This window comes from Mycolicibacterium hippocampi (assembly GCF_010723735.1).
Taxonomy (GTDB): Bacteria; Actinomycetota; Actinomycetes; order Mycobacteriales; family Mycobacteriaceae; genus Mycobacterium; species Mycobacterium hippocampi.
In genome coordinates this window covers 613,380-637,003 of sequence record NZ_BLLB01000002.1, presented here as the reverse complement: position 1 = coordinate 637,003, position 23,624 = coordinate 613,380, and the positions used below count along the sequence as shown (strand labels likewise).

The following is a 23,624-nucleotide window of genomic DNA, read 5'->3' as shown; positions in this document are numbered from 1 at the left end:
TGGAAGGTGCGCCGCCGGTGGCGTCGCGCGGAATCCGAATGACTCGGTAGGCTCCCTGCATTCGGCGTTCGACGACGCTTCGCGGGGAGGAAGACTTGGTTCACAGTGAGGCCGACGCGGGTGAGCACACGTCGCTGCCTCTTCCGCCGGTGAACCCACTGCCGTTCCGGCAGCGGCTGGCGGCGGTCAGGGAGTTCAGCACCGGTACCGCCAGGCTGCGGGATGCCGGCGGTCCCGTCACCGCGTTCACGTTGGGACCGCGCTGGTTGATGCCCCCGATGGTGCTGGCGACATCGCCGCGTGCCATTCGCGACATCCTCGCCACCAAGGACGCTTCTGTCGACAAGACGACGCCCGTCTTCGAGGAGATGCGACGGGTCATCGGCGCCAACCTGGCAGATCTGCCGTTCGAGCCGTGGAAACCGCGGCGGCGGACGTTGCAGCCGGCGTTCACCAAACAGCGGGTGAGCGAGTTCGGTGGCCACATGTCACAAGCGGCTCAAGGGCTGTGCGAGAAATGGCCGACGGATGGTGTGGTCGATCTGGACGCCGAGTGCCGAACGCTGACGCTACGGGCGCTCGGCCGATCTGTTCTCGGTCTGGATCTCGAGGAGCGTGCCGACGATGTCGCCGAGCCGCTGCGGGTGGCATTGAGCTACGCGATCGGTCGCGCGACACGGCCGGTGCGCGCCCCCCGATGGCTTCCCACCCCGGCGCGCCGGCGCGCACGTGCGGCGAGCGCCAGATTGCACGCACTCACCCAGGACATCTTGCGCGATTGTCGTGCCGACCCGACCAGGGTCGCGCCGCTCGTGCGGGCCTTGATCGCGGCGCAGGACCCCGAAACCGGTGCCCGGTTGACGGATCAGGAGATCTGCGACGAGCTGATCATCTTTCTGTTCGCCGGCCACGACACCACTGCGACGACCTTGACCTATGCGCTGTGGTCGCTGGGCCGTCATCCGCACTACCAGGACCGGATCGCGAAAGAGATTGCCGCTCTGCCGGATCGCCCGCTGACCCCCGACGATGTTCCGCAGTTGGGGTTCACGGTGCAGGTGATCCGCGAATCACTTCGACTGTGCCCGCCGGCGCCGACCGGGACCCGCATGGCGTGTCGTGACGTTGAGGTGGCGGGCTACCGCGTGCCCAAGGGCACCATGCTCGTCATCGGGAGAATGGCCGTCCAACAGGATCCGGCCCTCTGGGACGATCCGCTCCGGTTCGACCCCGACCGGTTCACCCCCGACAAGTACAAGGCCCTCGATCGCTGGCAGTACATTCCTTTCGGCGGCGGTCCGCGGTCCTGCATCGGGGATCATTTCGCGATGCTGGAGGTCACGCTCGCGTTGGCAACCATCATCCGCAGAGCCGAGATCCTCTCTCTCGACGACGAATTCCCGCTCGCGCTGCACTTCACCATGATCGCCGGCGGTCCGATCCGCGCCCGTGTCCGACCACGACCAGCCTAGGAGTCCGGATCGCGCCCCGGTGCGGCGAGATGTTCTCCGAAGAACGCGAGGATGCGGTGCCACGCATCCTCGGCTTCGGGAGCGGAATGCGCCATACCGATGGCCCCGGCCACGAGTCGAAGGGGACCGGGCAGCGGGTGTTCGTTCATGAAACTGTGACCGACGTCCGGATACTGCTTCACATCGTGGGGTACGCCGCCGTCGGCCAGGACCGCTTCGAGCTTGGCGGCGGTATCACGCGCCACGATGGGGTCTTTCGCACCGAAACTGGCCACCACCGGACACGATTGACGGAGCTTGTCGATGTCCTTGGGAAGTAGCGCGTAATTGGGGGCGGTGGCACCGAACAACCCGGTGTCGGCGAGTTGCAGACAGTACCCCGCACCCATGCAGAAGCCCGCAATCCCGACTCTTCCGGTGCACCGACTGTCGGCGATCAGGTGCTCACGGGCGGCGAGAAGGCTGCCGTAGGCGGGGCCGCGGCCGGTGAAATGGGCGCGGATGGTGCTGAACATGCAGGTGATCTTGGGGCCGCGGCCGTCATACAGCGCGGGGGCCAACGCCAGGTAGCCGCCGGCAGCGAAGCGGTCGGTGATCCGCTTCAGGTCAGCTGTCAGGCCGAGGACATCTTGGACCACCACCACACCGGGCCATGGACCCTCACCGTCGGGTGTTGCGAGGTACCCGCGGACGTCGCCGTCGGCCGCGGCAACGGTGATCTCAGGCATGTGGTGACGCGATCGTCATGGTGCGACGATAGCCAAGTCTGCGGTCAGGTTTGCGGATACGGTGCCCACCGCTTGTCGAATCCGGCCTTGCGGGTTGCCAGCTGTGCTGCGCGTTCCGCGGCCGTGACGTAGACCGTGCTCGCGGGCAGATGCTCGTCGAGGTCTTCGAGCCTGACCACGACTGATTGCACCCCCGGCGCGTCGGTCGAGTCCGGGTCCAGGTCCTGGAAGCGCATCGAGATGATGCCCTGGTTCAACCCGCCGGTCGAAATCCAGTTGGCCACACCGGGATCGGCTACCGACACCACCATGGTGTAGGTCCCGTCCGGGTTGGCGACAGCCTGGTCGTCGTTCAGGCTCGTCTGCTGGTTCCAGTAGTCGTCGGTGATCGTCCAGTCGTTGTAGACCGGAACGGTGAAGAACCCGGCACTCCCCGGGTCGATCGTGAGCACCAGCGCCTCGTCGTCGGCGAGTTGGAAGTAACCGTTGCTCTGCAGCTGGTTGGCCAGGAACTCGGCGTTGCTGGCCGGCTGTGTCATCACGTTCGGGGCCCTGAGCTCACCGGTGTCGGGGTCGGTCGTGGCGAGCGCCATGTACTTCGCTTGCTCGTTGGCGCCCCTGACCAACAGCAGCAGGGCGGTCAGCGTGCCCCGGACGGGGCGCGACTCGGCGATGCCGAGCGGCGGTATCAGCGACACCAGCGAGGTCAGCAGCGGACTGTCGTTGACCAGTCCGCCCAGCAGGACGAAACCGCCGAGTTGGGCGAACAGACTGTTGCGGGGGCCGCTCACGCGGTGCACCGCCAGCCCCATGGGGTCCTCGACTGTCCAGTCACCCAACGTGTCCCGAGCAGCGATGAGCGTGGATCGGGAGGTCAGTTGGAGGTGGTTGGTCTGCCCGGGTGCGGCGGCCTCGCCGCTGGCGGTGATCACGAACGTGCCGTCCTCGTCGACGTCGAGGTCGGCCAGGGACAAGATCGTCGACGTGGTGCCGGCGGTCCCCTCGAGCACGCTGAAGGTGAGGTCGGCGGGGATGCCGTCGTACAGGCGGCCGGTGATCACGTACTCCGAGGTCTTGTTGACCGGCATGAAGCGGTAGATGGTGTCCGGGTTGTCGTAGAGCAGCCGGGAGCCGCCGACATCGAGTCCGTACCAGTTGTGCGGCGGCGCGACCTGGGTGACCACGGCCGGGTCCATGGGGTTGAGAATCTGTTGCTGGAACGCCGCAGCGAGCGCGTACTCGTCGATGGCCCGGTCGAGCGCCTCCCGGTTGGCTGCGTCGGGGCCGCCCACGAGGGCGAACTGTTCCTTCGCCGCAGCGAGAAACCCGAATCGCAGAACAAGTTTCATCAGCGCCACCGGCAGCGACTTGGCGGTCGACATGGCGATCTTCTCGCGTTCGATCTGCTGCGGTGTACCCAGCGGGCTGACCTGATTGGTCAGTGCAGGGTCGGCGACGTTCACGCCGGCGTACGACTGTGAGGTCGTGGCGGCCGCCTCGGCGCCGGCCTGACGTTTTGTGGTGGCTGCCAACGCCAGGTCGACAGGCGGGGCAAGCGGCGCCTGGGGTGTTTCGGGTGCCGGCGGGTCCGCGGCCTCGACGACCTGCAGTTCGACAACCTGGCCCGCCGCGGACGCGTCGACGTCCTCCTGGCCCGGGGAACTCGACTCGGCGGCGGTCTCGGCGGCCGAGTCGTCCTCGGTGTCGTCGGTGTCGTCGGTGTCATCTGTGTCGGCGGTGTCATCTGTGTCACCGTCGGGTTCGCTGTCGCCGGAGGCTTCGGTGTCGGTGTCGGTGTCGGTGTCGGTGTCGGTGTCGGTGGTCGAGTCGGTTCGAGTCTTCCGCGCCGAGGCCTTGTCCGCTTTGTCTGAGTCTGAGTCCGAGTCCGCTGCCGCACTCGAGGAGGACGCACTCGAGGAGGACGACGATGACGATGATCCCGACGACGAGTCGTCGCTGTCGGCGTGCGCGGTCGGCATGGCCAGTGCGGCTCCGACGCCGAGGAATACTGCGAGCGCACCGACACGTCCGATGAACTTCCCGGGTCCGGCTGCGCCCCTGGAGCTGCCGGGCAGACCGTCGGCCTCAAAGTTCGGTGAGCGCATCACGACTCCTCAGGATGTGTCCTAGATCACTTCGGCTCATCAGGTGTAGCAGGGGAACCGGGCTATCCGCAACAGCATCGCCAATGCGTCTCATGAACAAGACAATTGGCTCTATTTGTCTAATGGCGGTGCGGCACCGGTACCGGCATCGCTGGCATGGTGGGCATATGAGCGCCGAACCGCAGCCTCCAGTAGTCGTCACCGGAGCGAACGGCTTCGTGGGTTCGCGCACGTGCGCCGAACTCGTCAGACACGGGGCCACAGTGCGAGCCGTCGTGCGCCGGGCGGGAAGCGCGCCGCGCACCGACGGCGTCGAGGAATGGGTCGGAAGGTTCGGCGACCAGGACTTCGCCGCTGGTGTGGTCGCTGGGGCCGGTGCTGTGATCACGACAGTGCATCCCATGGGCTCAGACCGGCAGACACAACATCACGTGGCTGTCGAAGGAACCCCGGTCATCGCGCGCGCGGCGCGCGATGCCGGCGTCGGACGGCTGGTTCACATGTCGACGGCGGGCGTCTACGACCGGTCCCCCGGTGTCGGTGACGTCGACGAATCAGCGGCGCTGGTGGACGACGACGCGGGGGACTATCCCGTCACCAAGCGCGACACCGACGCCGCCCTTGCCGCGGTGGCCGGACTCACCCGCATCCTGGTGCGCCCGCCGGCGATCCTCGGACAAGGCGACACGTCGATCTGGAACTCGCTGCGCCCCGGCGACATCGCGAAGCGGCCCGACGCCCGCCACGTCGTCCCCGGAAAGTCGTTCGCGTGGGTGCACGTCGACGACCTCGCAGCTCTCCTGGCGGCCCTCGCGACTGGGGAGATCAAGTCATCTGACGATCCCGAACGCGGCCCGGTGGACGGCGGCTGCACGGCGGTCAACGTCGCCGGTGGCCCGGCGACGCAACGCGACTACTTCGAGGCCGTCACCGAAGTGCTGGGCGTGGACCCGGTGTGGGAGCAGGGGCCGGCGTGGACCGGTCAGATCGTCGCCGACCGCGCCCACCGTTGGGGCTGGACTCCGCAGGTCGGGCTCGCGCAGGCGCTCGAGGAACTCAAGGACGGATTGCGGGCCGAGCCGCGCGGCGAGTGACCGGGAGAACCGGCGGCCTCGGGAGCAGAGGGCGGTTTGGCGCTTGTCGTAGCGCGGCGCTACGTTCTGTCACGTGATGTCCTCAGCTGCTGGTGCAGTCGCGCGATGGATCTTGCCTCTTCTCTCGGTAGCGGTGCTGGCCGGCGTCGGCTTTGCTCCTGCGCCGGTGCACCCTGGCCCCGCCCCGGCCATACGCCTGGTCAGTGACGCAAACCCACTGGTGGGCCTGCCGTTCTACGTCAACCCGAACTCGAAGGGCACGCGCGCCGCGGCGAGCGACCCAGACCCGCTGCTGGCCGCGGTCGTCAACACGCCGACGGCGTACTGGATGGACCACCGCTCCACTCCGTCCGTGGATGCGAAGTACATCGCGGACGCACAGGCCGCGGGCACCATGCCGATTCTCGCGCTCTACGGGATCCCAAATCGTGACTGCGGAAGCTACGCCGCGGGCGGGTTCGGATCTGCCGGTGCCTACCGCAGCTGGATCGACGGCGTCGCCGCCGCCATCGGCGGGGGACCGGCGGCGGTCATCCTCGAGCCCGACGCGCTCGCGATGGCCGACTGTCTGTCAGCTGCCCAACAGCAGGAGCGCTTCGACCTGATCGGCTACGCCGTCGACACGCTGACGCGCAACCCCGCCACCGCCGTGTACGTCGACGCCGGCCACCCGCGCTGGGTGGCCGCCGACGTCATGGCAGCCAGGCTGAACCAGGTCGGCGTGGCCAAGGCGCGGGGCTTCAGCCTCAACACCGCCAACTTCTTCACCACCGAGGAGAACGTCGGCTACGGCGGAGCCATCTCCGGGATGACGGGCGGCAAGCCCTTCGTCATCGACACGTCGCGGAACGGCGCCGGACCGGTGGAGAACGACGAGCTGTACTGGTGCAACCCCAGTGGCCGCGCCTTGGGCGTGCGGCCCACCACGGCCACCGGCAACCCGCAGGTCGACGCTTTCCTGTGGGTCAAGCGACCCGGCGAGTCCGACGGCTCATGCCGGGGTGCTGCGAGTGCCGGCACCTTCGTCAACCAGTACGCCATCGATCTGGCCCGCAACGCCGGCTGGTAGTACCGCGACCACCGGTCCCTACGCTGGTGTGATGTTCTTCCTCTTCGGCTACGGGACCAAGCAGAAGTTCCTTGGCGCGGGAGAGGTCCGGGCCTGCCAGCGTTGCCACAACACCACGCAGTGGACGCGGGTTCGGGAGTTCAAGCAGTTCACTTTGTTCTTCGTCCCGGTCGCGCGCTGGCGGCGCCGGGAGTTCGAAGTGTGCGGAATCTGCGGCAACGCCTTCGCGGTGTAAGCCGGTACACCTACGAGGCTGACTGCCCGCCGGTCTCGTTGGCGCTCATGATCTGTCCGATGCGGCGAAGAACGTCGAGTTGCGCATCGTTGTACAGCTCCGACATCGCTTCCGCGATGGTTTCGTCGGCGAACCGCTTGCCCTTCGGAGCGTCTGTCCGTGATTCCAGCAGGCCGGGGTGCGCCGTGTACAGAGCTTGGATGTAAGGGATCATTTTTTCGGCGACTTCCTGCCGAGTGGCGTCGTCGGCGTCGGCCGGCAGCGAATCGTACGCCAGCGCCACGGGTTCATCGGGCGCGTCGCGCAGGAGATCGGCGTAGATCCGGAGCCCCTGCGGGCCCAGCACTCGAGTGAGGACGACGACCAGGGATCGGTCGGCATCGGACATCTTGGCCATGGCATCCGGCGGGATCAACGCCGGCGGCAACTCGGTAGGCGCGGCGCTCTCCAGGATCAGTCCGAGTTCCACCCGCGCGCGCTGCAGCCGATCGATGGTGGCTGCGAGTTCGGCGTCCAGGGACCGCAGAGCGTCTTCGGGGTGATCGTCGGAGTCGTCCATGTCCGCGATCTGCGTCAGCGAGAACCCCAGGTCGGTGAGTCGTTTGATCCGTACCAGCCGGACGAGGTGGGCGACGCCGTACTGCTTGTAGCCATTGCTGCGACGCTCCGGCTCGGCGAGCAGGCCGACCTGGTGGTAATGCCGCACGGCCCGCAGGCTGGTGCCTGCGAGCTCGGCGATTTCGCGGGTACTCCACGCCACTTGTCCATTGTCCACAACGGCCCGACTTGACTGTGCCGCAGCGTCCGGGTGTGTCCTCGAGCCATGGCAACACACGCGTATATCTCCGTCGAGGACTTCTTCAAGCCGCCCACCCGGTCCGCGGCGACGATCGCCGCGGACGGCAGCAGGATCGCCTTTCTGGCGCCGTGGAAGAACCGCCTGAACGTGTGGGTGGAGGATCTCGACAGCCAGGGCGAATCCGTCGGCGAACCGCGGTGCGTCACGGCCGACGACACCCGCAGCGTGATCAACTACGAGTGGACCGACGATCCGCGGTGGCTGCTGTACACCCAGGACAACGGCGGCGACGAGAACTGGCACATCTACCGTGTCGACCTCGACGAACCGTCGAGTCCCGCTGTTGATCTCACCCCGTTTCCGGGGGTTCGGACTTACTACGAGTTGCTTGCCGGCCGCCCCGGCAAGGCGATGGTCGCCATGAACAAGCGCACACCCGAACTGATGGACGCCTACGAGCTGGACATCGCTACCGGCGCATTGACGCTGCTCGCCGAGAACCCGGGAAAGGTCGCCGGATGGTTCGCCGGACGCTCCGGTGAGCTGTTCGCCTCCTCCCTGACCGCCGACGGCGACGTCGAGTTGTCGACATGGGAACCCGAACAGCAGAGGCTGCGTTCCATCGCGGTGTACGACGGCGCCGACTACACGTTGAGCATCTGGCCGATGGCGGTCACGCCCGACGGAAAAGGCCTGTGGCTCGGCTCGAACCGGAACCCGGACCGGACGTCACTTGTGCGGTTGGACGTCGCCACCGGTGAGGAGACCCACGTCGACGAGCACTCCACCCTCAGCATCGACCCGATGGGCGCCATTGCCCCCGTACTTCCCCAACCGCTGATTCTCAGCAGGCGAACCGGAGACCTGCTCGCAGTGCGCTATCTCGGGGAGCGGCAGGACATTCGGGCGCTGGACCCACAGTTCGCCACGGTGTTGAAAAATCTGGAGAAGCTGTCCGACGGCGACCTGGCCAAGATCTCGTCCGACGACGCCGGACAGCGTTGGGTGGTCAGCTTCAACCACGACCGGGAGCCCGGAGTCACCTATCTCTACGACCACAGCACCGGCGAGAGCCGGGAGTTGTTCCGCCCACTGCCGCATCTGGATCCCGAGGCGCTGGCGACGATGACCCCGGTCACCGTCCGCTCCCGCGATGGGCTGGACCTGCACTCCTACCTGACGCTGCCGGTGGGCGCCACCGGTCCGGTGCCGCTGGTGCTGCTGGTACACGGCGGCCCATGGGCACGCGACACCTGGAGCTATCAGCCCGACGTGCAACTCCTGGCCAACCGCGGGTATGCGGTGCTGCAGGTCAACTTTCGCGGATCCACCGGCTACGGGCAGGCCTTCGTGAAGGCCGCGGTCGGTGAGTTCGCCGGGAAGATGCACGACGATCTGATCGACGCTGTCAACTGGGCCACCGAGAAGGGCTACGCCGATCCCGAGCGGGTCGCCATCTTCGGCGGATCCTACGGTGGATACGCCACCCTTGTCGGCGTCACCTTCACCCCCGACGTGTTCGCCGCCGCCATCGACTACGTGGGAATCTCCAACCTGGCGAACTTCATGCGGACTCTGCCGGAGATCGCACGGCCGCATCTGGCCAACAACTGGCACCTGTTCGTCGGTGACCCCGCCGACCCCGAGCAGGAAGCCGACATGCTGGCACGCTCCCCGATCACCCGCGTGGATCAGATCCGCACGCCGTTGCTGGTCGTCCAGGGCGCCAACGACTCTCGAGTCGTGCAAGCGGAGTCGGACAATCTCGTCGAGGCGCTGCGGGCCCGCGGAGTGGATGTCGAGTACATGGTCAAAGACGACGAGGGGCACGGGTTCCTCAACCCCGACAACGTGGTCGACATGTATCGAGCCGTGGATCGATTCCTTGCCGAGCACCTCGGAGGCGTCGAGGAGCGGACAGCATGACCGATGCCGAACAGAGTCCGACAATGCTCGACCGCATGGGCGGGATGTCGGGGCTCGCGGCCGCGGGCGTGCCGTCGCTGGCTTTTGTGATCGCGAATGCGATTGCAGGGCTGGATGCGGCGGTGGTGGTGGCGATCACTGCCAGCATCGGTCTGGTCGTGCTCCGCAGACTTCGCAGGCAGCCGATCCAGCCTGCGGTCTCCGGCCTGCTGGGTGTTGCGGTCGCATCGTTGATCGCGTTGTACACCGGCTCGGCCGAAGGCTACTTCCTTCCGGGAATCTGGATGAGCGTGTCGTTGGCCGTGGTCTTCGCAGCGTCGGTGGCGGTGCGGCGGCCGCTGGTGGGCGTCATTTGGAATGCGCTCACCAGCGTGGGGGACCGGCCGGTATGGCACGCTGATCGAAAGACGTTGCATGCGTTCGACATCGCCACGCTGGCCTTCGTGGGGGTCTTCGTCGCGCGGTACCTGGTCCAGGACTGGCTCTATGACGCAGGTTCAGTCGGGTGGTTGGCGTTCGCGCGGATCGTCATGGGCTACCCGCTGTTGGCGGTGGCACTGTTCGTGACCTGGTGGGCGGTGCGGCGCGCGCGTGACCGGTCCGCAACTGCGGCCGGCCCCGAGACGATCGCCGCCTAGGTAGCGCGGGCCGGATTTGTCGGACCCCTCTGTTTTGATGGTGGTATGTCTTCGGCGGCAACTTCTTTGGCTCCCAAGGAGCGTCTTGAGGTGTTGTTCGACGAGTTGGCGGAGCTGGCGGGTCAGCGTAACGCGATCGATGGGCGGATCGTGGAGATCGTCGCCGAGATCGACCGCGACGAACTCTGCGGGTTGACCGGGGCGCGTTCGGTGGCGGGGTTGGTGGCCTGGAAACTGGGCACCTCACCGTCCAACGCGCACACCATCACCACCATCGCGGGGCGGCTCGCAGAGTTTCCGCGCTGCACCCGAGGGTTGCGCGAGGGGCGGTTGTCGTTGGATCAGGTCGGGGTGATCGCCGGGCGCGCCGCCACCGGCTCCGATGAGCATTACGCGCAGCTGGCCGAATCGGCGACGGTCACCCAACTGCACACCGCCCTCAAAGCAGCCCCCCGACCCAAACCCGAACCCAAGCCGCAACCCCAACCGGAGCCCGACCCGGTGTGGGAGCGGTCGGTCATCAAGACCGGCGACGACACCCACGCCACCTACCGGATCCGGCTGCCACACGCTGAGGCCGCGGTCGTCGACGCCGCCCTGGCCTCCCATCTCGACGCGCTGGTCACCGCGTGGCGACACGACCACGACACCGGCGGAGTGATGTCGGATCAGGCGCCGCCGTTTCCGAGCACCGCGGATGCGTTCATGAGTGTCGTCGAAGCCGGCTGGGACACCGAGGTGGCGCGCCGCCCGCACGGGCAACGCACCACCGTGATCGCCCACCTCGACGTCGACCAGCACGTGGCGTCACTGCACCTCGGTCCCTTGTTGTCTGACAGTGAACGTCGCATGATGCTCTGTGATGCGACCTGTGAGGTGTGGTTCGAACGCCAGGGCCGGGTGATCGGCGCCGGGCGGGCCACCCGCACCGTCAACCGGCGGCTACGCCGGGCGTTGCAGCACCGCGACCGCTGCTGCGTGGTCCCCGGCTGCGGCGCCACCCGAGGCCTGCACGCCCATCACCTGCGGCACTGGGAAGACGGCGGCCCCACCGAACTCGACAACCTGGTCTTGCTCTGCCCTTACCACCATCGGCTGCATCACCTGGGCGGGATCACCCTCACCGGGCCTGCGCACCGCCTCACAGTCACCGACAACGAAGGCCAGGAACTCAGCGCGGGATCCCTGGCCCGACCACCCACCACACCACCCCCGGCCGTCGCCCCCTACCCCGGACCGACCGGCGAACGCGCCCAATGGAAGTGGTACACCCCCTACCAACCACCACCGACGGCAACCAGCAACTAGTTGCGCTCTGGCAAATGCTTCGGGTGTGTGTGAAACTTGGGCGCGCTGGCTACCAGCTCAGGCGTTGAACCCGCCATCGACGTGCCACGTCGCCCCGGTGATGAACCCGGCTTCGGGGAGCGCGAGATAGGCCACGGCGCTGGCGATGTCGCGGGGCTGACCGTAGCGCCCGAGCGCCGTGGTCGCGCGGGTGACGCCGGCGAAGTCGCTATCGTCGTCAGGATTCATGTCGGTTTCGGTGGGACCGACGGCGAGGTTGTTGACAGTGATCCCCCGTGGGCCCAGTTCACGTGCCAACCCGCGGGTCAGTCCGGCCACCGCGGCCTTGGTCATCGCGTAGACCGACAGTGTCGGGAGGTGAACGCGGTCACCGTTGACACTGCCGATGGTGATGACGCGACCCGTTCCGTCCATGTGAGGAACAGCTGCCTGGACTGCGGCGAACACGCCGCGGACGTTGACGGCCACCAGACGATCGAACTGATCCATCGGGAAGGACTCGACCGGGTCGAGATGCGCGACGCCGGCGCTGTTGACCAGAATATCCAACCCGCCGAGGCGATCTGCGGTGTTGTCGACTGCGCGCCGGATCGCCGCTACGTCGGCGCTGTCGGCCTTCACCGCAGTCACCGACGACCCCGACCCTGACGCGTGCGCGACGAGTTCCTCGGCGCGCTGCGGTGAGGAGTGATAGGTGAACGTCACGGTCGCTCCGTCGTCGGCCAGGCGGCGCACGATCGCTGCGCCGATCCCCCGGGAGCCGCCGGTGACCAGGGCGCGACGCCCTGCCAACGGCCGTGCAGATGTGCCGGCGTGTGTTTGGGCGACGGGTGTGCTCATGGGTTCGGTCCTCTCAGTTATGCACTTATTCGGTCCGCAACTCGGGGTCGGAGCGAAATATTTCCATACCGTTCGGTCCGGAAAAGGTATTATTGCCCCGGCATGGATTCCACGAAGACCACATCTATCGGGCGGCCCAGGGGCTTCGACGTCGACGAAGCGCTGGAGCGAGCCATGTTCGTCTTCTGGGAGCAGGGCTACGACGGCGCCACCCTCACCGACCTCACCCGCGCGATGGGCATCAACCGCACCAGCATGTACGCCGCGTTCGGGAACAAGGAACAGCTGTTTCGCGCGGCGCTGCAGCGATACCTCGAAGGGCCCGGTGGGTACCTCGTCAAAGCGCTGCAGGAGCCGACAGCCCGCCGGGTGGCGGAGAAGTTCCTCGCCGGCTCGGTCCGCACCACCACACGGCCCGACGCACCCGCAGGGTGCCTGACTGTCCAGGGATCGCTGTCCGCAGGCGACACCGGGAGACCGGCCCGCGACATGTTGATGACCTGCCGTGAGGCGACCTGGTCGCTACTGTGCGAGCGGTTCGGAAAAGCCGTCGAAGACGGGGATCTGCCGGCGGAGACCGACCCCGGGCTTCTCGCCCGGTATCTGATGACAGTCGGAAACGGCATCGCCGTCCAGGCCGCCACAGGGGTGAGCCGCGACGAACTCCAGCAAGTCGCCGACGGGGCCCTGCGACACTGGCCACCCCTGTGAGCGGCCCGGCCGCGAGGAGTAGTCGACTTGACTGTGCCGCAGGGGCACGGTCTTCCATGCGTTCGTGAATTCCTGGCCGTTCATCCGTGGTGTCGTCGCCGTCAGCACGGCCGTACTCCTCTCATCTCTGCTGGCAGCCTGTGGCGCGGGCTCGCCGCCACCGCAGACACCGGACCAGCTCGAGCGGTTCTACGACCAGCAGATCGCCTGGGGAGACTGTGCTGGGTTCGCCGCAACGTCGATAGAGCAGGCAGTGTTCGCCGGCGCCGAGACAGCTCAGTGCGGCCGACTCGAAGTCCCACTCGATTACCAGGAGCCAGAGGGCCGAACCGCCAAGCTTGCCGTGATGCGGGTACCCGCTCGCGGTGAGGCCATCGGTTCCCTGGTGATGAACCCGGGAGGGCCGGGTGGCTCAGGGTTGTTCGGTGCTGCCGCGACGGCGGCGTCGCTGCCGGAAAGCCGATTGACCGAACGCTTCGACCTGGTGGGCTTCGATCCCCGCGGTGTGGGTGCCTCAGAGCCGGCAATCGACTGCTACACCAACGCCGAAGCCGCCCGCGGTGACGTGTGGCTCAGCGCGCAGGGCACGACTGTGCAATGGACACAGGAGGATACGAAGCGCATTTTTGACCGGTGCGCCGAAGGCTCCGGCGGTGCTGAGGTGTTGGCCGGCGTCGGAACCCGCGATGCGGCCCGCGACATCGATGTGCTGCGCGCAGTTCTCGGTGACGAGAAGCTTACCTTCCTGGGACAGAGTTACGGAACACGACTGGGTGCCGTTTATGCCGAGCAGTTCCCGCAGAACGTCCGGGCGATGTTGCTCGACGGCGCCGTCGATCCGCACCAGGCGACGATTGAGCGGCGGGTCAGCGCCTACGCCGGATTCCAAAGAGCATTCGATCAAATGGCCGCATTCTGTGTCACCCAGGACGGCTGCCCGCTCGGCAACGATCCGGACAGGGCTGTCGAGGTGTTCCAACAGATCATGCAACCGCTGTACCACTCGGCGGTCCCGGCCCTGGAGCGCGACCTGGATTTCGACGAGGGGATCGGTGGCGTCGTCTCTGGCCTGTATTCCAAGGAGGCCTGGCCCCGCATCATCGCCGGGATCGCTGAGGTGCGGCAGGGCAGAGGTGACGAACTGCTGCAGATGGGCCGCGACTTCGCGCTCAGCGGGCCGGAAATCGGCTGGACCAACCTGCCCGAGGCGAACTACGCCATCAACTGCATGGACGAGGACCGACTGACCGAAGAGCAGGGCAATGCACTGCGTGGGGCGATTCTCGACGCGGCACCGTTCATGGACCCCGGCGTCGCCTTGACGGGTGCCCGCGACGGGTGTGAGCACTGGTCCGCCGAACCGACGCTGGGATTCCCTTACGCCTCGGGGATCGACGGTCTTGCGCCCACGCTCGTGGTGTCGATCACCGGGGACCCGACGACACCGCACTCCGGCGGCGTGAGTCTCGCGAAAACGCTGGGCAGTGCCCTGCTCACCGTCGAGGGGGAGGGGCACACCGTGGTGACCGGGGGAACCAACAAGTGCGTCGACGACATCGCCGCCGATTATCTGGTCGACCTGGTGCTGCCTCCGGCGGGTGCCACGTGCCCACTGTGAGTGGTCAGTGCTGACGATCCAACGCGTGGACCGAGGCCGTGACGGGACGCACGACGGCGGCCGTGGCGCCCGTCAACGCAAACAGGATGAACGTGGTCGTGGCCCCGTGTGCGTCGATCAGTACGCCCGCGGTGGGCGCGCCGAGCGCCTGGCCGAACGCAATCGTGAAGAACGCCAGCCCGACTCCCAGGGACGGCGAGTCCGGGTAGACCCGCGTGCTCCACACCAGGAGCAGCCCCGTCAGCCCGATGTAGGCGGCGCCGAAGATGCTGACGGACAGCATGATCGCGACGATATTCCACGGGGCGATCGCGAGACCGACGGTGGCGCAGGACATCGCGAGGGTGGTAACCACCCACGCGCGCCTGAGGCCGATCCGTTGGGCCAGGTCGCCGCCGAACGCACCGGCAATGCCTGCGGCTCCCAGCGCCATCCACGCAATCGATGCGACACCGACACTGGCGGATCCGGCAGTGCTGATCTGATCGCGGCCGAAACCCCACACCGTGATGCTGCCGATGCCGGTGAGCAACGACGCCGCCACCAACCCGAAAGTCCCGGTGCGCCAACGCTGCACCTGCACCGGTTCGATCACCGAGTCCGAGGTGTTGCCGACGCTCGAGGCCACCCACATCGTCGTGACGGCGGCGAGCACCGCGTACCCGCCCCAGGCCAGTCGCCACTGGTCGGACAGGGCGAAGGCGATCGGGCCCGAGATGAGCACACCGACGCCGGTGCCGGCGTTCACGATGGTCTGAGCGCGGTCACCGACAGCACCGCTGATCCGGTGCGCTATGGCCGCGGCCAGCGGTGGCGACGCGATGCCTGTGCTGGACCCGGCTATCAGGACCCCGACGGCAAGAACCAACGCAGAGGGTGCCAGCGCGACCATGGTCATCCCCAGCGTGGCAACGATTCCCGCGCCGATCGCCACCCGCCGCGGCCCGAGACGTCTGGTCAATGTCGCGCTGGCGATGATCGCGGCACAGTAGCCGACGTAGCTTCCGGCCGCGATCGACCCCACAATCGTGGAACTGAGGCCGAACTCATCGGTCAGCACAGGCGCGAACAACCCGTACGCGAAGCGGGCAAACCCATAACAACACGCAATCAGCGCGGCACCGGAGGCGACCAGTGAGTAGAACGATCGTTGCACTCGGCCTATACTGACAGCATGTCACCGATTCGGCAACCCGCTCGCGCTCGTCTACTGCGTGCTGCCGACGAGTTGTTCTACGCCAACGGAATTGCGGCCACGGGCGTCGACGCGGTCATCGCGAGGGCCGGAGTGGCCACCGGATCTCTCTACAAGAACTTCAGCGGCAAGGACGACCTTGTCGCTGCGTACCTGACCGACCGCGACCAGCGCTTCCGAACACTGTGGGAATCTCAGATCGATGCGGCGGCCGACCCGGTCGACCGACTGCTTGCCATCTTCGGCGCCACCGACGAGTGGGCGCGTCATTCCGATGTGCGGCGAGGATGTGCCCACATCGCCGCGGCAGCACAACTGCCGCCGGGCCACGCCGGTATCAGGGCGGCCGCCGAACACAAGCGCTTCGTGATCGCCCGGCTCACGTCGTTGGCCGACGCAGCCGGACTACGCGATCCGGGTCGCGCGGCAGGCGACATCGCGCTGATCTACGACGGAATGCTCAGTGCACTGGCGATCGGCGTCGACGCGGCGCCGGTCGAGCGGGGCCTGCGACTGGCCGAGCTTGTCATCGAGCGAGGACGTCGACGGCGAAGCTGACGGAAATCGAAAATACAGAGGGGTTCTCAGTTGCAAATCGTCACCAGGGTGGTCACGGCACTGCTGTCGGTAGTCGTGCTGTTCACGATGTCCATCGCGGGTCCTGCCGCCGCACGTCCTGATCCTGTCGCCGCGGCGGTGGACGAAGCATTCGGAGCGCTGCTGGCCGAATACGGTATACCGGGGATGGCCGTCGCGGTGACGGTCGACGGCCGTCAGCGCCACTTCACCTACGGAGTCGCGTCGAGGCAGAGTGCGGCCCCGGTGACACCCGAGACGATCTTCGAGATCGGTTCGTTGTCCAAGACTTTCACCGCGACTGCAGCCACCTACGCACAGGCACTCGGACGGATCTCACTCAACGAACACCCCGGTACGTACCTGCCGGAGTTGGCGGGCAGCGCGATCGACAGGGCGACCCTGCTGAATCTCGGAACCTACACCGCCGGCGGGTTGCCGCTGCAGTTCCCGGCCGACGTCACCGACGAAGCCCAGATGCAGACGTACTTCCGACAGTGGAAACCTGATGCCGCACCCGGCGAACAACGCAGATACTCCAACCCCAGCATCGGACTGCTCGGCCGCGTCTCCGCGATCGCCATGAACACTACTTTCACCGAACTGCTCCAAGGCCAGGTCTTCCCGAGGCTCGGGCTCAGCCGCAGCTACATCGAGGTGCCGCAGTCCCAGATGGACGGCTATGCCTGGGGTTACGACGCCGACGATGTACCCACCCGGGTGAGCCCCGGCGTGCTCGACGCCGAGGCGTACGGTGTGAAGTCCACCGCGGCGGACATGCTCCGTTTTGTCGAAGCGAACATCGCGCCCGGCGGTCTCGAGGCGCCGGTGCGCGAAGCAGTCGAGGGAACGCACACCGGGTACTTCAAGGTCGCCGACATGGTCCAGGGCCTGGGCTGGGAACGGTATCCGTATCCGGTGAGCCTGGATCAGTTGCTGGCCGGCAATTCGACCGACATGGCGATGCAGCCGAACCCGGTGACGGCGCTCACCGGGCAACCGGCGGCGGGTCCGGCGCTGTTCAACAAAACGGGTTCCACCAACGGGTTCGGCGCGTACGCCGCGTTCGTTCCCGATCAGCGGATCGGCATCGTCATGCTCGCGAACAAGAACTTCCCGATCCCCGCCCGGATCACGGCTGCCCACGCTGTGCTCCGTGATCTCTCGGAAGCGAAGCGCGGCTGAAGCGGCTCAGAGCCAGTCGTGCTCGCGCGCGTAGCGGGCCGCTTCGTGGCGCGTCCTGGTCTGGGTTTTCTGCATGGCACTGGACAGATAGTTGCGTACCGTCCCTGACGCCAGGTGCAGCCGTTTCGCGATCTCGGCCACCGAATAGCCGTCGCCGGTGACCCGGAGCACGTCGAGCTCCCGGTCGGTCAGAGGACAGTCGTCGACGATCGCCGCGGCTGAGACGTCCTGGTCGATCCACCGACGGCCGTTGTGCAGCGCGGTGATGACCTCGGCGATGTGAGAGGGTTCGGCTGACTTGCTGGCGAAGCCCTGCACCCCCAGCTTGAGCGCGCTGCGAAGAACTCCTGGCCGAGCATGGCGGGTGAGCATCAAGATCACCTGATCCGGTAGCGCACGACGGATCTCGGCGACTGCCTCGAGACCGTCGATCCTGGGCATTTCGAGGTCGATGACCAGCACGTCGGGCCGGTGGGTCAGCGTCGCCTGTACCGCCGCGGCTCCGTCGTCGGCCTCTGCGAGGATCTGGAAATCGCCCTCGAGCGGAAGCAGTGCGGCCATGGCTTTGCGCAGCAGTACCTCGTCGTCGGCGAGCACGACGGTGGTCATCGACCACTCCGAGCGGATGCCGCTCCGGCACCTTCGGTCGGAGGCGGAAACGTTGCCGCAGTCAGGAATCGGTGATTCTCGAGTTCGACGCTGAGTTCTCCGCCGCCATCGGACACCCGGTCCGCAAGGGTGGCGAGTCCTCGTAGTTCGGGTAGTGCGTCGTCACCCGCGCCGTCGTTGATGACGGTGATGCTGTGATCGGAGAGCTCGATGCGGACCAGCGAGGCTTGCGAATGCCGCAGAATGTTGGTCGTCGTCTCGCGCAGAACCTGGCCGAGAAGTTCGTTGGCGCACTCGCTGACCTCGTTCTGGCGGTCCACACGCACATGAATTCCTGTTGCTTCCAACAGGTTGCGTGCATTTTCCAGCTCTGCGGTGAGGTTTAGCCTGCGCTGGCCGTAGGCAAGGTCTTTGGTGTGGGCAATGGTGTCGCCGATGAGCTCATAGACCTCCCGCAGTTCCTGTTCCGCACGCGCCGTGTCACTGTGGATCAACCGCTGCGCCAACGCGATCTTCAGTTTCACCACGTGCAGTGTGTGGCCCTGGATGTCGTGCAGATCGCTGGCGAAACGCATTCGCTCGCGGATGACAGCCAGCTCCGCCTCCCGGTTGCGTGCTTCCTCCAGCTCGGCGACCACGTCGTAGAACCCTTTGTTGGGAAACATCAAACCGGTCAGGACCGCGGTGACGCCGGTGGGGACGATGACCTCTGCGATGACCCCGCTCATGTCGGCCTGGCCGCCGGCGAACACTCCCAATGCGCCTACCGCGGCCACGTACCCGACCAGCCCGAGCGCCGCGACGGCCCGGTGACGGGGAAGCTGCGGAATGGTGAGCGATCCGACGATGGCCAGCGGGTAGTACGCGGCCTGGATCGGGCCATCGACCATCAACACTCCGAACGGCCAGACGGCTGCCGTGACGCTCAGACACGGAATCGCAACACGGGTGATGTCGCCGGCCGTCCAACGCTCGAACGCCACCAGCGCAGCGACCAGGCCCACGCCCAGCACCGCGCCCTGTTGCCAGGTCTGGGCCTGCCTGGCCATCACGAGTACACCGACAGCGCCGATCAGAGGCAGGAATATCGTCAAGTTGAGCGTGCGGAACCGTCGCCGGGATCTCGCGGGCGCACCGTCAGGCGCTGCCGGGAACAACCGGGCACGACTTTTCATGGGTGGCTTCACTTGCAGAGGGATGGAGTCACGCCCCAGTATCGCCGATGCGGCTTGGGGCGGGTAGTGACGCAGTGTCATGTGGACGGCGCCGCAAACGTCACGCCGATGACGTGACGCCACCGCACTGTGCAGCCCGTCCGACATCCCGTGTGATGGGTACATGTCCGTGAACCCCGTCATCGACGTCGACAGACTGAACCTCACCTATGGGGATTTCCAGGCCGTGAAGGATCTTTCGTTCCAGGTCGAGCGCGGCGAACTCTACGCGCTGCTCGGTACCAACGGGGCAGGTAAGACCTCGACCCTGGAGATCATCGAAGGGCACCGCAAGGCGTCCTCCGGCACAGTGCGCGTCTTCGGCGAGGATCCGACAAACCGTAGGGCAGTGCGGCACAGGACCGGGATCATGCTCCAGGAGAGCGGCTTCTCCCCGGATCTGACCGTCGCGGAGTCCGTTCGCCTGATCGGCCGCCTGAGTGGGCGCACCGACACCGTCGGGCGGGTGCTGGGCATCGTCGATCTCGCGGGCAAGGCCGACGTCCGGGTGTCCCAGTTGTCCGGCGGTGAGAAACGACGGCTCGACTTCGTGACGGCGGTCTATGGACGTCCGGAGCTGATCTTCCTCGACGAACCCACCACAGGGCTGGACATCCAGTCCCGCGACGCACTCTGGGCCGCCGTGCAACAGCTGCGCGAGGACGGGTCGACCATCGTTTTGACCACCCACTACCTCGAGGAAGCACAGCAGCGCGCCGACCGCATCGGGCTGATGTACCGCGGCACCTTCCATCACCAGGGAACGGTCGCCGAGCTGACTCGAACCCTGCCGGCCTCGATCCAGTTCTCACTGCCCCCGGACGCCCCCGCGCCGCCGATGCAGTCCGCACCGGTATCGGATTCCTCCTATGTGATCGAGACTTTCGATCTGCAGACCGACCTCAAACAGCTGCTCGACTGGGCAGCTGCACACTCGGTCGAGTTGCACGGGTTGTCCGCCGCGCCGAGCCGGCTGGACGACGTCTTCCGTGCCATCGGATCCGAGCCGACCACCGTCTGACCAATCGAGAACAGGAAGTCCCCATGCTCTCCATCGCGTACAGCGAAGTGATCCAGCTCTTCCGCAACAGGGCGGTGTTGGTCACCAGCCTCATCATGCCCATGGCGGCCAGCGCCTTCTTCATCCATTTCCGTGACGTGTTCGAAAGGATCGGCAGCCTCGGTTACATCGGTGCGGTGATCGCGTTCACCATCGCTGCGTTCAGCCTGTACGCCGCCACGGTGACCACCCTGGCTGCCCGTCGGCAGAACCTGTTCATCAAGCGGCTGCGCTCCACCGCCGCCGGTGACGTGGCGATCCTGTCCGGTCTGGTCCTCCCGATCACCGCCATCTCGGTGGTCCAGGTGGGCCTGATCCTCTCGGTGTTCGCCGCCGTCAGTTCCGCGCCCGCCGACGTGCTGCTGCTGGTGGTGGCGATCACCGCGACTTTCGGCATGATGCTTGCACTCGGAATGGCGACCGCCGGCGTCACGAACTCACCCGAGCACGCCCAAGTCACCACGCTGCCGGTGAGTTTGGGGATCGTCGCGGTGACGAGCTGGGTCGGCATCACCGGAACCGAGAACCTCACCCTGGTGAAGCGGCTGCTGCCCGGCGGCTCGGCCACCGAGCTGATCGTCAACGCTTGGAACGGCGGGATACCGCTGACCGACTCACTGCTCCTGCTGGTTCCCACCGTGTCGTGGGTGGTCCTCGCGATCGCGCTCGCCTCGAGGCTGTTCCGTTGGGAGCCAAGACGATGACCCGTGCTCTGGTCGCGGCCGTCGGAGTGGTGATGCTGGCGCTGGCCGCATGCAGCGCGCCGGAGCGTACCGGCACAGCACTCGAGCGCTTCCATGCCCAAGAGCTGACCTTCGAGCCGTGTGACGACTACGCCACCACAGGCGACGAGGCCGAGGTGCTCTCCGGCAGTGACACATTCGAGTGTGCCCGCTTGCAGGTTCCCCTCGACTACGACGACCCCGGTGGTCAGACCGTGCAGATCGCTGTGCTGCGGGTGCCCGCACGCGGCGACGAACCGGCCGGGTCGCTGGTGCTGAACCCCGGTGGCCCCGGCGGTTCAGGCGTGATGGCGGCAGCTCTCACCAGCGTGTCACTGGCCGAGAGTCCGATCACCGAGGCCTTCCACCTGGTCGGCTTCGACCCACGGGGTGTCGGCGCCACCGTCCCGGCGATCGACTGTTTCACCGACGCCGAGGCCGACACCGCAGCGGTGCCCACCTCCGCGGTCGGCAGCGTCACGCCGATCACGGAGGAACACACTCGAGAGCTGTTCGACAGGTGTGCCGAGCGCAGCGGTGGTGCACAGGCATTGGCAAACGCGGGAACCCGTGACGTGGTGCGGGACATGGACATCCTGCGTGCGGCGCTGGGTGAGGAGAAACTCAGCTATCTGGGGCAGAGCTACGGCACCCGCCTCGGCGCCGTCTACGCCGAGACCTTCCCCGATAACGTGCGCGCCATGGTCCTCGACGGCGCGATCGACCCTCGGCAGGGCACTTTCGAGCGGCGGGTCTACGCCTACACCGGCTTCCAACGGGCATTCGAACAACTGGCCGCGTTCTGCGCCGAGCAGCCCGATTGCCCGTTGGGCCCCGACCCGGAGCAGGCGACTCGGGTGCTCCAGGACACCCTGCGGCCGCTGCTCGACGAGCCGCTGCCGGCGCTGGACGGGTTCGAGCTCACCTTCGACGCGGCGACCGCGGGAATCATCTCGGGTCTGTACACGTCGCAGGCCTGGCCCGCGATCATCGCCGGTATCGCCGAGGTGCGGGCAGGCCGGGGCGACACCCTGGTGGCGCTCGGGCACGCCTTCGCCGGGCGTGCCTCGGACGGCCGGTGGTCCAACTTCGGTGAGGCGGTCTTCGCCATCAACTGCATGGACGAGCAACGGTTGACCCCGGAGCAGACCGCCGACCTACGAGTCGCCGTGGTCGAGGCCGCGCCGTTCCTCGACCCGGGCATCAACCTGCGGGACGGCGCCCGCGACGGGTGTGAGGCCTGGCCCTTCGAACCGACCCTGGGTATCCCGTATGCCGAAGACGTGCAAGAACTCCCGCCGACTCTTGTCGTCTCGATCACCGGCGATCCCAGCACACCGTATGACGGCGGCATCCGGCTTGCCGAAGCGCTCGGCGGCGCCATGCTGACCGTTGAAGGGCAGCAACACACCGTCGTGATGGCGGGGACCAGTCCGTGCGTCGACGAGATCGCCGCCGCCTACCTGATCGACCTTCGGCTCCCGGCCGAGGACACCACATGCGCCTTGTGACCCGGGCCGCCGCAATCCTCGGCGTTCTCGTGGTCGCCGGGGGCCTCGCCACCGCAGCGTTTCAGTACGGCCTTCCCTGGTGGATGACGGCCGGCGACCACAACCATGTCTACGACGGCGCGGCGGGTTCGGTGCGTTACCAAGTGCACCTGCCACCGCAGTACGACGGCGCGACCCCGCTGCCGGTGGTCATGGCGATACACGGATGCGGGATGACCGGCTACGGCTGGAACTCGATGAAATCCACGACGCAGTTCAACAGCCTGGCCGACCGGGAGGGATTCATCGTCGTCTATCCGACGCAGAGGGTGTTCCGCAGCGCGCTCAACTGCTGGAACTCGGCGGACCCGCGGGAACAACATCGCGGTGCCGGCGACCCCGCGCTTTTGGCCGGTGCCGCCCGGCAGGTGGTCGAGGACTACCACGCGGACGCGGCACGCGTGCACGTCGCAGGCGCTTCCTCGGGTGCCGGAACCGCGGTGATCCTGGCCGCGACCTACCCGGACGTCTTCGCGACCGCGACGTCGGTGGCAGGCGGCGAGTACGGCCTGAACCAGGTGGACCCACTCGATCTCGACGCCACCCCGCCGACGTACACCGCACGTCAGGCGTGGTCTCAGATGGGCGACCGGGCGAGGCAGGTGCCGCTGCTGGTGATCCAGGGCGGTGACGACGATGTCGTCACGCCGCGCGTCGGCGCGCGTCTTGTCGAACACTGGACTGCGGTGGGCGATCTCGTCGACAACGCTCTGCTCGACAACAGCCTGATTCTGGATGAAGAGACCACAACTGTGCCGTCACGCCCGGGAAGGCATGGTTACACACACCGGACCTTCACGATGCCTGACGGGCGGTCACTGGTCGAGTCGTACCTGGTGCACGGGATGGGCCACGCCTGGCCGGGCCCTGCCGGGGACGGCCGGTACACCGATCGAGCCGGGCCGGACGCCAGCGCCCTCGTCTGGGAGTTCGCCGAACGCCATCCGATGCCGCGTTGAGGCAGCGACCC

22 protein-coding genes are annotated in these 23,624 nt (G+C 66.9%); 15 read left to right on the top strand and 7 right to left on the bottom strand.

Annotated features, from left to right (window positions below; translation table 11 throughout):
• Positions 1–95: 95 nt before the first annotated feature.
• The gene (locus tag G6N53_RS04100) at positions 96–1,472 is read left to right on the top strand and encodes a cytochrome P450 (protein WP_205390278.1); all 1,377 of its coding nucleotides are present in this window, start codon (positions 96–98) and stop codon (positions 1,470–1,472) included.
• On the opposite strand, the gene G6N53_RS04095 is transcribed toward G6N53_RS04100, so the two are convergent.
• Both G6N53_RS04095 and G6N53_RS04090 read right to left on the bottom strand, forming a co-directional pair.
• A complete protein-coding gene (locus G6N53_RS04095; protein ID WP_163887358.1) occupies positions 1,469–2,200 on the bottom strand; it encodes a dienelactone hydrolase family protein in 732 nt (243 codons plus the stop codon). The genes G6N53_RS04100 and G6N53_RS04095 overlap by 4 nt on opposite strands.
• 44 nt (positions 2,201–2,244) lie before the next feature.
• A complete protein-coding gene (locus G6N53_RS04090) occupies positions 2,245–4,305 on the bottom strand; it encodes a hypothetical protein (RefSeq protein WP_163887357.1) in 2,061 nt (686 codons plus the stop codon).
• 167 nt (positions 4,306–4,472) lie between these two features.
• Between G6N53_RS04090 and G6N53_RS04085 the strand changes: the two genes are divergently transcribed.
• From G6N53_RS04085 to G6N53_RS04075, 3 genes are all read left to right on the top strand, one after another.
• On the top strand, positions 4,473–5,399 hold the full coding sequence (locus G6N53_RS04085) for an NAD-dependent epimerase/dehydratase family protein (RefSeq protein ID WP_163887356.1): 927 nt from the start codon (positions 4,473–4,475) through the stop codon (positions 5,397–5,399).
• Positions 5,400–5,475: 76 nt separating this feature from the next.
• Positions 5,476–6,468 carry a glycoside hydrolase family 6 protein gene (locus G6N53_RS04080; protein WP_163887355.1) on the top strand — a complete coding sequence of 331 codons (993 nt, stop codon included), beginning with the start codon at positions 5,476–5,478 and terminating at the stop codon, positions 6,466–6,468.
• Positions 6,469–6,499: 31 nt separating this feature from the next.
• Complete coding sequence (locus tag G6N53_RS04075; protein ID WP_163887354.1) at positions 6,500–6,703, top strand: zinc-ribbon domain-containing protein; 204 nt, start codon at positions 6,500–6,502, stop codon at positions 6,701–6,703.
• A gap of 10 nt (positions 6,704–6,713) precedes the next feature.
• Here the strand turns inward: G6N53_RS04075 and G6N53_RS04070 are convergent, their stop codons facing one another.
• Positions 6,714–7,463 carry a helix-turn-helix domain-containing protein gene (locus G6N53_RS04070; RefSeq protein ID WP_163887353.1) on the bottom strand — a complete coding sequence of 250 codons (750 nt, stop codon included), beginning with the start codon at positions 7,461–7,463 and terminating at the stop codon, positions 6,714–6,716.
• Between the two features lie 63 nt (positions 7,464–7,526).
• On the opposite strand from G6N53_RS04070, the gene G6N53_RS04065 reads away from it, so the two are divergent.
• The 3 genes from G6N53_RS04065 to G6N53_RS04055 are packed head-to-tail and all read left to right on the top strand — an operon-like array spanning position 7,527 to position 11,374.
• On the top strand, positions 7,527–9,428 hold the full coding sequence (locus G6N53_RS04065; RefSeq protein WP_163887352.1) for a S9 family peptidase: 1,902 nt from the start codon (positions 7,527–7,529) through the stop codon (positions 9,426–9,428).
• Positions 9,425–10,066, top strand: a complete 642-nt coding sequence (locus G6N53_RS04060; RefSeq protein ID WP_163887351.1) for a DUF3159 domain-containing protein — start codon at positions 9,425–9,427, stop codon at positions 10,064–10,066. The genes G6N53_RS04065 and G6N53_RS04060 overlap by 4 nt, the downstream gene beginning before the upstream one ends.
• 45 nt (positions 10,067–10,111) lie before the next feature.
• The gene (locus G6N53_RS04055) at positions 10,112–11,374 is read left to right on the top strand and encodes an HNH endonuclease signature motif containing protein (protein WP_163887350.1); all 1,263 of its coding nucleotides are present in this window, start codon (positions 10,112–10,114) and stop codon (positions 11,372–11,374) included.
• 57 nt (positions 11,375–11,431) lie between these two features.
• Here the strand turns inward: G6N53_RS04055 and G6N53_RS04050 are convergent, their stop codons facing one another.
• The gene (locus tag G6N53_RS04050) at positions 11,432–12,214 is read right to left on the bottom strand and encodes a 3-oxoacyl-ACP reductase family protein (RefSeq protein ID WP_163887349.1); all 783 of its coding nucleotides are present in this window, start codon (positions 12,212–12,214) and stop codon (positions 11,432–11,434) included.
• Positions 12,215–12,316: 102 nt separating this feature from the next.
• Here G6N53_RS04050 and G6N53_RS04045 point away from each other — a divergent pair, with 102 nt between their 5' ends.
• Positions 12,317–12,925, top strand: a complete 609-nt coding sequence (locus G6N53_RS04045) for a TetR/AcrR family transcriptional regulator (RefSeq protein ID WP_163887348.1) — start codon at positions 12,317–12,319, stop codon at positions 12,923–12,925.
• Between the two features lie 64 nt (positions 12,926–12,989).
• Positions 12,990–14,543, top strand: a complete 1,554-nt coding sequence (locus G6N53_RS04040; protein WP_163887347.1) for an alpha/beta hydrolase — start codon at positions 12,990–12,992, stop codon at positions 14,541–14,543.
• Positions 14,544–14,547: 4 nt separating this feature from the next.
• On the opposite strand, the gene G6N53_RS04035 is transcribed toward G6N53_RS04040, so the two are convergent.
• Positions 14,548–15,699, bottom strand: a complete 1,152-nt coding sequence (locus G6N53_RS04035; RefSeq protein WP_163887346.1) for an MFS transporter — start codon at positions 15,697–15,699, stop codon at positions 14,548–14,550.
• 18 nt (positions 15,700–15,717) lie between these two features.
• Between G6N53_RS04035 and G6N53_RS04030 the strand changes: the two genes are divergently transcribed.
• Positions 15,718–16,296, top strand: coding sequence for a TetR/AcrR family transcriptional regulator (locus tag G6N53_RS04030; RefSeq protein ID WP_163887345.1), 579 nt, complete (start codon positions 15,718–15,720; stop codon positions 16,294–16,296).
• Positions 16,297–16,383: 87 nt separating this feature from the next.
• The gene (gene ampC / locus G6N53_RS04025) at positions 16,384–17,499 is read left to right on the top strand and encodes a class C beta-lactamase (RefSeq protein WP_163895433.1); all 1,116 of its coding nucleotides are present in this window, start codon (positions 16,384–16,386) and stop codon (positions 17,497–17,499) included.
• A gap of 6 nt (positions 17,500–17,505) precedes the next feature.
• Here ampC and G6N53_RS04020 read toward each other — a convergent pair whose 3' ends face one another.
• Both G6N53_RS04020 and G6N53_RS04015 read right to left on the bottom strand, forming a co-directional pair.
• Positions 17,506–18,108, bottom strand: coding sequence for a response regulator transcription factor (locus tag G6N53_RS04020; RefSeq protein ID WP_163887344.1), 603 nt, complete (start codon positions 18,106–18,108; stop codon positions 17,506–17,508).
• Positions 18,105–19,283 (bottom strand): sensor histidine kinase, encoded by a 1,179-nt coding sequence (locus G6N53_RS04015; protein ID WP_205390277.1) that lies wholly within the window; start codon positions 19,281–19,283, stop codon positions 18,105–18,107. The genes G6N53_RS04020 and G6N53_RS04015 overlap by 4 nt, the downstream gene beginning before the upstream one ends.
• A gap of 163 nt (positions 19,284–19,446) precedes the next feature.
• On the opposite strand from G6N53_RS04015, the gene G6N53_RS04010 reads away from it, so the two are divergent.
• From G6N53_RS04010 to G6N53_RS03995, 4 genes are read left to right on the top strand one after another with little or no spacing between them, the layout of a single operon-like run.
• Positions 19,447–20,343, top strand: a complete 897-nt coding sequence (locus tag G6N53_RS04010) for an ABC transporter ATP-binding protein (RefSeq protein WP_163887343.1) — start codon at positions 19,447–19,449, stop codon at positions 20,341–20,343.
• Positions 20,344–20,366: 23 nt separating this feature from the next.
• Positions 20,367–21,086, top strand: a complete 720-nt coding sequence (locus G6N53_RS04005) for an ABC transporter permease (RefSeq protein WP_163887342.1) — start codon at positions 20,367–20,369, stop codon at positions 21,084–21,086.
• Positions 21,083–22,615 carry an alpha/beta hydrolase gene (locus G6N53_RS04000; RefSeq protein ID WP_163887341.1) on the top strand — a complete coding sequence of 511 codons (1,533 nt, stop codon included), beginning with the start codon at positions 21,083–21,085 and terminating at the stop codon, positions 22,613–22,615. Before G6N53_RS04005 ends, G6N53_RS04000 begins: the two co-directional genes overlap by 4 nt.
• Positions 22,603–23,613, top strand: coding sequence for an extracellular catalytic domain type 1 short-chain-length polyhydroxyalkanoate depolymerase (locus G6N53_RS03995; protein WP_163887340.1), 1,011 nt, complete (start codon positions 22,603–22,605; stop codon positions 23,611–23,613). Before G6N53_RS04000 ends, G6N53_RS03995 begins: the two co-directional genes overlap by 13 nt.
• Positions 23,614–23,624: the final 11 nt, after the last annotated feature.